The sequence below is a fragment of the Rhodomicrobium sp. R_RK_3 genome (assembly GCF_002198715.1).
GTDB lineage: Bacteria > Pseudomonadota > Alphaproteobacteria > Rhizobiales > Rhodomicrobiaceae > R-RK-3.
The window spans coordinates 177951-185945 of record NZ_MWLK01000013.1; the positions used below are offsets into that span (position 1 = coordinate 177951).

7 protein-coding genes and 1 pseudogene are annotated in these 7995 nt (G+C 66.9%); 3 read left to right on the forward strand and 5 right to left on the reverse strand.

From position 1 onward, the window contains the following. Positions 1 to 17 precede the first annotated feature (17 nt). Together trmFO and BLEFHOIH_RS06565 are read left to right on the forward strand one after the other, a co-directional pair. Positions 18 to 1427 (forward strand): methylenetetrahydrofolate--tRNA-(uracil(54)-C(5))-methyltransferase (FADH(2)-oxidizing) TrmFO, encoded by a 1410-nt coding sequence (gene trmFO, locus BLEFHOIH_RS06560; protein WP_088343713.1) that lies wholly within the window; start codon positions 18 to 20, stop codon positions 1425 to 1427. Positions 1428 to 1436: 9 nt separating this feature from the next. Then, positions 1437 to 1866 (forward strand): annotated as a pseudogene (locus BLEFHOIH_RS06565) (DUF1772 domain-containing protein). Between the two features lie 138 nt (positions 1867 to 2004). Here BLEFHOIH_RS06565 and BLEFHOIH_RS06570 read toward each other — a convergent pair. The 5 genes from BLEFHOIH_RS06570 to yajC are packed head-to-tail and all read right to left on the reverse strand — an operon-like array spanning position 2005 to position 6367. Continuing rightward, entirely contained in the window at positions 2005 to 2853 is an 849-nt protein-coding gene (locus tag BLEFHOIH_RS06570; RefSeq protein WP_170937032.1) for a phytoene/squalene synthase family protein, read from the reverse strand. 40 nt (positions 2854 to 2893) lie between these two features. Further along, positions 2894 to 3268, reverse strand: a complete 375-nt coding sequence (locus tag BLEFHOIH_RS06575) for an Mth938-like domain-containing protein (RefSeq protein WP_088343715.1) — start codon at positions 3266 to 3268, stop codon at positions 2894 to 2896. A 9-nt stretch (positions 3269 to 3277) separates the two neighbouring features. Then, entirely contained in the window at positions 3278 to 4240 is a 963-nt protein-coding gene (secF, locus tag BLEFHOIH_RS06580) for a protein translocase subunit SecF (RefSeq protein WP_088343737.1), read from the reverse strand. A 17-nt stretch (positions 4241 to 4257) separates the two neighbouring features. Next, on the reverse strand, positions 4258 to 5859 hold the full coding sequence (gene secD, locus BLEFHOIH_RS06585) for a protein translocase subunit SecD (protein ID WP_088343716.1): 1602 nt from the start codon (positions 5857 to 5859) through the stop codon (positions 4258 to 4260). Positions 5860 to 5905: 46 nt separating this feature from the next. Next, on the reverse strand, positions 5906 to 6367 hold the full coding sequence (yajC, locus tag BLEFHOIH_RS06590; RefSeq protein WP_088343717.1) for a preprotein translocase subunit YajC: 462 nt from the start codon (positions 6365 to 6367) through the stop codon (positions 5906 to 5908). A gap of 256 nt (positions 6368 to 6623) precedes the next feature. On the opposite strand from yajC, the gene BLEFHOIH_RS06595 reads away from it, so the two are divergent. Further along, positions 6624 to 7535, forward strand: a complete 912-nt coding sequence (locus BLEFHOIH_RS06595; protein WP_088343718.1) for an ATP-binding protein — start codon at positions 6624 to 6626, stop codon at positions 7533 to 7535. The last annotated feature ends 460 nt before the right edge of the window (positions 7536 to 7995 follow it).

Consider the following 7995-nt stretch of genomic DNA (forward strand, 5'->3'; position numbering starts at 1 on the left):
ACGTAGCTTGTCGCGTCATGGCAACAATGAAACACATTCACGTGATCGGCGGCGGGCTGGCGGGCTCAGAAGCGGCCTGGCAGATCGCCAATGCCGGCGTGCCGGTCATCCTGCACGAAATGCGCCCCGCCCGCATGACCGAGGCCCACAAGACCGAAGGCTATGCGGAGCTCGTCTGCTCCAATTCCTTCCGCTCGGACGATTGGGAGGCGAATGCCGTCGGCCTGCTGCATGAGGAAATGCGCCGCTGCGGCTCCCTCATCATGAGCGCCGGCGACCGGCACAAGCTGCCTGCCGGCGGCGCGCTGGCGGTCGACCGGGACGGGTTTTCCGCCGAAGTCGGGGAGAAGCTGGCGGCGCATCCGCTCATCACGCTCGAGCGCGGCGAGATTGAAGGGATGCCGCCGGAGGATTGGGACAGCGTCATCATCGCCACCGGACCGCTGACCTCCCCTGCCCTCGGCGCGGCCATCCAGTCGCTGACGGGCGAGGATTCGCTAGCCTTCTTCGACGCCATCGCCCCCATCGTGCATCGCGAAAGCGTCGATATGAGCATCTGCTGGATGCAGTCGCGCTACGACAAGGAAGGCCCCGGCGGCACCGGCGCCGATTACATCAACTGCCCGATGGACCGCGAGCAATATGGGGCCTTCATCGCGGCGCTGCTGGCGGCGGAGAAGACCGAGTTCAAGGACTGGGAGAAGTCGACGCCTTATTTCGAGGGCTGTCTGCCGATCGAAGTCATGGCCGAGCGCGGGGCGGAAACGCTGCGCTTCGGGCCGATGAAGCCGGTCGGGCTGACCAATCCGCACCATCCGGAGCGGCCCTATGCCGTGGTGCAGCTTCGCCAGGACAATGCGCTCGGCACGCTGTGGAACATGGTCGGCTTCCAGACCAAGCTGAAATATGGCGAGCAATCGCGGATCTTCCGCATGATCCCCGGCCTGGAGAAGGCGGAATTCGCCCGGCTCGGCGGCATTCACCGCAACACTTTTCTCAACAGCCCGAAATTGCTCGACGGCCAGATGCGGATGAAATCGGCGCCGCGCCTGCGCTTTGCCGGACAGGTGACGGGTGTCGAGGGCTATGTGGAGTCCGCCGCCATCGGGCTGGTGACGGGACGGCTCGCGGCGGCCGAACGGCTCGGCGAGGCGCTGGCCCCGCCCCCGGTGACGACGGCGCTCGGCGCGCTGGTCGCCCATATTACCGGCGGCCATCTGGCGGGCGAGGAGGCCGGTTCGCGCAGTTTTCAGCCGATGAACGTCAATTACGGCCTGTTCCCGCCGATCGACACGCCCGCGGGCGAGGGCGGCAAGCGGCTGAAGGGGCGCGACAAGAGCGTGTCGCGCAAGAAGGCGATGTCGCTGCGGGCGCTCGATGATCTGGCCGCCTGGCTCGGCGACGCGCCGGTGCGCAAGAGGGCTTGAGGCACCATGCTGTTCGGCCATCTGGCGCTGGTGGCAGCGGCGATCTTCGCCGGAGCCGCGCTCTGTCAGCTTTGCCGAACAGCCCGCGCGGCTGATGCTCGATGACCGCGCGCTTCTGGCGGAATGGCAACCGTCCTACAAGCGAGGCTTTGCCATGCAGGCGCCGCTGGCGCTGCTGGGCTTCGTCTTCGGCCTCGCCGCGTGGTGGCAGACGGATGCGGCGGCCTTCGTAGTGGGCGCGGTGCTGATCGTCGCGAACTGGCCCTGGACGCTGATGGGCATGCTGCCGACGAACAATGCGATCATGGCGGCCGAGCCAGCCGAGGCGAATGCGCAGACGCGGGCACTGATCGTGCTTTGGGGGCGGCTTCATGCGGTGCGCACGGCGCTGGGGCTCGCGGCAACCGTGGCGTTTTTCTGGGGCTGCGTGGGCGTCTGACGTCGCGCCGGGCGTCCCCACTCCGTCGCCCCGGCCGTAGAGCCGGGGCCAACTCGCCTCTCCTCTTGCCGCAGTGTTTGCGGATCAGCCAATGGATCCCGGCTCACCGCTTCGCGGTGTCCGGGACGACGAGGAGGCTTAGATCCTGCCGCGAAGATGGGCGCGCCAGATCAGGGCGTAGCGCTGGAGAGGGTTGAGTTGGACGATCTCCAGCAAGGGGTCGTGGCCGGCGGAAGCGAGGCGCTTCAGATAGGGCTCGACCAGCGCGAGGGGCAGGAAAACCGGAAGCGCCGCGCCGGGCCGTCCGGCAGCCTGCCGCCGGAAATTCGCCAAAGCCTCCGCCGCGATCTCGCGGAGGTCGCGGAGGACGGCGCGCAGGTCGTCATTGGCGCCGCCGTTCAGGATGGCTTGCGGGTGGAGGCCGTGCTTGGCGAGGAGGTCGCCAGGGAGGAACACATTGCCGCGCGCGATGTGATAGGGCAGCGCGCGCATCAGGCCGGTCAGGCCGTAGGCAATCCCGGCGAGCCCCGCCAGGTCCGCCGCGCGATCATCGCCGCCCGTTATCCGAGCGCCGAGGCGGAACATCGCACCGGCGGTCGCGTCCAGATAGGCCAGCAGCGCGGACAGATCCTTCATCGGCTCGTCGGCGAGATCGAAGCTGCGGGCATCGATCATCCCGTCCAGCACCCCGGCGGGCAAATCATGCCGCCACGCCGCCTCCGCGACCGCCGCCAGCACCGGATGATCCGCCGCCTCTCCGCCGAGCGCCGCAGCCAGCGCGTCCCGCCACCATTGCAGCCGGATTTCGCCGAGGCGCGGCTCGCGCACCTGTTCGGGCACCCGCGCCAGTTCGATGTTGAAGGCATAGAGCGCCAGCAGATCGCCGCGCACCCGGTCGGCCGCGAGCAGGGCCGCCCAATAGCGATCCTGGTCGCCCGAGCGGACCAGGTCGCGGATCATCGCCTCCGTCCCCGCCGGCTGTGCCAAGGCGGCCTCCGCTGTTGCTGCGCCGCCCTCGCCCATGGCGCTACGGCATGGCGATCAGGGCCGCCGCGAAGACGCGCTCCTCGGCGAGCAGCACATTATAGGTGCGGCATGCGGCGCCCGTGTCCATCGCTTCGAGGCCGAGACCGGCGGCGGCAAATGTCTGGCGCAGCGCGCGGTCGGGAAAGACCTGTGCCGCGCCGGTGCCGAGCAGCAGGAACCCCGCCGCGCCGCGCATATCGAGCACCTCGCGCAAGCTCGCCTCGGTAATGGCCGCCGGGTCATCGACCGGCCAGCCATAGACGCCCTGCGGCAGCACCAGTAGCGAGCCGCGATGCTCGATGGTGCCGATGCGGAACCAGCCCCGCCCGTATCCCGCGAGCGGTGCGCGGCCATCGATCAGAAGCGGGCCGCTCATCGCACCAACTCAGGCGCGGCTGCGGGCCGGACGGCCACGGCGCACGGTTTCCAGCCCGCTCCAGTCGCGCTTGACGCCGAGAACGTAGAGCATCGGCGCGGCGATGAAGAAGGAGGTGTAGCTCGACACCGCCATGCCGACCAGCATGGTGAAGGCAAAGCCGTGAATGACCTCGCCGCCGAAAATGTAGAGCGCCAGGATCGCGATCAGCACCGCGCCCGCCGTGATCACCGTGCGCGACAAGGTCTCGTTCACCGACAGGTCGATCAACTCGTCGAGCGGCTTCTCCTTGTATTTGCGCAAGTTCTCGCGCACGCGGTCAAAGGTGACGACGACGTCATTCACCGCGTAGCCGATCAGCGTCAGGAGCGCCGCGACGATGGTCAGGTCGAAATCGATCTGGAAGATCGAGAGGATGCAGAGGGTGAAGGCGACGTCATGCAGGAGCGAGAGAATGGCGCTGACGGAGAACTGCCATTCGAAACGCAGCCAGAGATAGAGGAAGATGCCGAAGGTCGCGACCGCGAGCGCGATCACCGAGGATTGCACCAGTTCCTGCGACACCGCCGCGCCGACGACTTCGACGCGCCTGAGTTCGACGCCTTCGCCAAGCTCGGCGCGGACCTTGGTGACGGCGGCCTGCTGTGCCGCCTCGCCGCCGGTCTGTTCCTCGAGCCGGATCATCACCTCGTTCTGGGCGCCGATCTCCTGGATCTGCAGATCGCCCAGATTGAGCGCCCCGAGCTTCGTCCGCAGTGCCGACAGATCCGGCGCGCTCTGCGTGAAGCGGACCTCGATCAGCGTGCCGCCGCGAAAGTCGATGCCGACATTGAGGCCCATGGTGGCGAGCAGGCCGATGGTCGCCACGAACAGGATGATGGTTTCGGCGATGGCCATCCTGTAATGCGACACGAAGGAGAATTTCGTGCCGACGGGGACGAAGCGGATCGGCTTGAAGGGAATTAATCTCATCGCTTTCGGGGCCCCTGTCAGATCGGAACGGTCGTCGGCCGGGTCCAGCGCACCCATTCCGAGACGAGATAGCGGGTGATCGTGGTGGCGGTGAAGAAGGAGGCCAGGATGCCGATGCCGAAGGTCACGGCAAAGCCGCGCACCGGACCGGAGCCGAGCCAGAACAGGATGAAGGCGGCCAGCAGCCCCGTCATGTTGGTGTCGGTGATCGTGTTGTAGGCGCGCGCGAAGGCCGTCTCGATGGCCGAGATCGCCGATTTGCCGGAGCGCAGCTCGTCGCGGATGCGCTCATTGATCAGCACATTGGCGTCGACCGACATGCCCATGGTCAGCACGATGCCGGCGATGCCGGGCAGCGTCAGCGTCGATTGCAGGATCGACATCGCCGCCGTGATCAGCACGATGTTGACGAAGAGCGCGATGATGGCGAACAGGCCGAACAGCCCGTAGCCGGCGATCATGAAGGCGGAGACGCCGGCGAAGCCGATCAGCACAGCCGTCTTGCCGGCCTCGATCGAGTCAGCGCCAAGGCTCGGGCCGACCGAGCGCTCCTCGATGATGTTGAGCGAGGCGGGCAGCGCGCCGGAGCGCAGCAGGATCGAGAGGTTGCTGGCGTCCTGGACGCTGAAATTGCCGGAGATCTGGCCGGAGCCGCCAAGGATGGGCTCGCGGATGACCGGGGCGGAGATTACCTTGTCGTCCAGCACGATGGCGAAGGGCTTGCCGACATTTTCCTGCGTCACCCGGCCGAAGCGCTGGGCGCCGGAGGCGTTGAAGCGGAAGGAGACGACCGGCTCATTGGTGCGCTGGTCGAAGGTCGGCTGGCTGTCGACGAGGTCTTCGCCGCTGACGATGGAGCGCTTCTGCAAAAGATAGGTCGGCTCGCCCTCGGTGCGCGAGGCATAGAGCGCGGACCCCGCCGGCACATTGCCGGATTGCGCCTCGGTGGCGCTCACGCTGGAATCGACGAGGTGGAAGGTAAGCTTCGCGGTCTGGCCGACCAGTTCCTTCAGCTCGGCCGGATCGTTGAAGCCGGGCACCTGCAGCAGGATGCGGTCGCGGCCCTGGCGCTGGATGGTCGGCTCGGTGGTGCCGAGCGCGTCGACGCGGCGGCGGATGGTCTCGATGGCGGAGCCGACGGCCGAGCTGATCCGCGCATTCATCGCGGTCTCGGTCGGGCGGATGATGATGAGGTTGCCTTCGCCGCGCTCGACGGTGAGGTCGGTGCCGGTGTCGCCGAGGAGAGCGTTCGAGGTCGGCCGCGCCAGGGTGCCGAGCTTGGTCACCGCCCGGTCGATCTCTTCCGGATTGCGGATGATAACGCGCACTTCCTCGCGGGTCTTGCTGAGGCCGGAATAGCCGATGCGCTCCTCGCGCAGGGCGCTGCGGGCATCGCCGCTGATGGCTTCGAGCCAGTCGTCCCGGAGCTCGCCCGCATTCATCTGCAAAAGCAGATGCGAGCCGCCCTGCAGATCGAGGCCGAGCGGCATGCGAAGCTGCATCCAGCTCGGCAGATTCTGCAACTGAGCGGGGGTGAACAGGTTCGGGAGCGAAAACAAAACGCCGCCGATCGAAACCACGGCGATCAGCAACACCTTCCAGCGATCGAAATACAGCATGAAACCTCAGCCTCTACGCGGCCAACCTATTGGGCGGTGATCGGGATCAGGCGTCCTTGTCGGCGGCGTCGGCGGCAGCCGGGCGAACAGGGGTGGCCGGCTTGGCGGCGGGCACGTCGGCCGGCTCGTCCGCTTCATCGGGCTCGTCGTCATTGGCCTTGGCCAGCGCCTTGCGCGCTTCGACATCGCGGACGTCGCCGCGCGTGCGCACTTCCGAGATCGTGCTGCGGATGACGCGGACGCGCACGCCCTCGGCCAGCTCGACCTGCAATTCGCCGTCGCCGATGACCTTGGAAACCTTGCCGACGAGGCCGCCCGCCGTGACCACCGTGTCGCCGCGGCGGATCGTGGCGATCATGTCGCGATGATCCTTCAGCCGCTTCTGCTGCGGGCGGATGATCAGGAAATACATGATGCCGAGGATCATGATGAAGGGCAGAAGCTGAACCAGGAACGAGCCGCCACCAGCGGCGGGGGCTCCCTGCGCTAAGGCTTCGGTAATCAACATCGGAACCAACCTCCTCGGAAAGGGCGCATCCGTCCGGCATTCGCTCGGCGGAGCATTTCGGGTTTTTGGGCAATATAATGGCGCTGCCCGCTGATGCAACGGCCATATCAGGCGGCTTTGTCGCCCTCTCAATAGCGTGCCACGGCCCGCGCCGCCAGTGCCGAATGGCGCAAAACTTTGCCGCACTTGACGAAAGCCGCCAAGGTTGGTCCTGTTCTGGCGAGCTTTTACGTGCCCTCAGCTTTGGAAGAAACCCATGCCCGCCCGCGACAATCCCCAGGCCGAACGTCCGACCACCGCCGATCCGGCCAGCCTCGAGCTTCTGCAACGCATCGCCGGGGCGCTGGAAAGGCTGGCCCCGCCCGCGCCGGAGACGCCCGATTTCGAAGCCGCCGACGCCTTCATCTGGCAGGCCGACCGCGAGCGCTTCCTGCCGGTCGCCAAGGTCAATAAAGTGCCGATCGCGCTTCTGCAGTCGGTCGAGCAGATGCGCGACACGCTGCTGGCCAATACCGAGCGCTTCGCCAAGGGTTTGCCGGCGAACAACGCGCTGCTCTGGGGCGCGCGCGGCATGGGGAAAAGCTCGCTGGTCAAGGCGGTGCACGCCGCCGTGCGGGAGCGGACCGTCAACGGCGCCAGCGCGAGCGGGCTGAAGCTGGTCGAAATCCACCGCGAGGATATTGCCAGCCTGCCCGCGTGCCTCGCCCATATGCGCGCCTCGCCGCACCGCTTCATCGTCTTCTGCGACGACCTCTCCTTCGATGCGGACGATACGTCCTACAAGTCGCTGAAGGCGGTGCTGGAGGGCGGCATCGAAGGGCGGCCGGAGAATGTGATCTTCTACGCCACCTCGAACCGGCGCCATCTGATGCCGCGCGACATGATGGAGAATGAGCGCTCCACCTCGATCAGCCCGTCAGAGACGGTGGAGGAAAAGGTCTCGCTATCGGACCGCTTCGGGCTGTGGATCGGCTTCCACAATTGCTCGCAGGCCGATTACCTCGCCATGGTGCACGGCTATGCCGACCATTTCGGCCTGACCGTCGACCGCGCCCGGCTGGAGGCGGACGCCTTGCAATGGTCGATGTCGCGCGGCGGCCGCTCGGGCCGCGTCGCCTGGCAATTCATCCAGGACGCCGCCGGCCGCGAGGGCAAGCATCTGTTCTGAGCGGCGGCGGGGGGAAGCCCGCGCCGGAGGACTGCTGTTCCGTGATTTCGGAAGATCGTCGTCCCGGACGCCGCGCAGCGGCGAGCCGGGACCCAATCATCTATACGAGAGCGCTGCGGCAAGCGGCGATGCGAGTACGCCCCGGCTCTATCGGCCGGGGCGACGGGTGTGGGGATGCGGGTTACGGAGTTGAACTGAGCCCGCTGCCCTGCCAAACCTTGGATCAGGTTCATCCATCGGTGCTGTTCCCGCCATCCGAATGCGGCACGGTGTGGCGCGCCAAGCGCCGGCTCTCCGTGAGGCGACACCCTGCCCTGCCGATAGGGATCACCACATCACCCCTGCCCTCTCCCCATGAAGACCTTTGCAAACTTCGATTCCTAGCCCCGGCCGTTAGAGCCGGGGCCCACTCGCCTCTCCACTTGCCGCAGCAATAGCGGAAATATGATTGGGTCCCGGC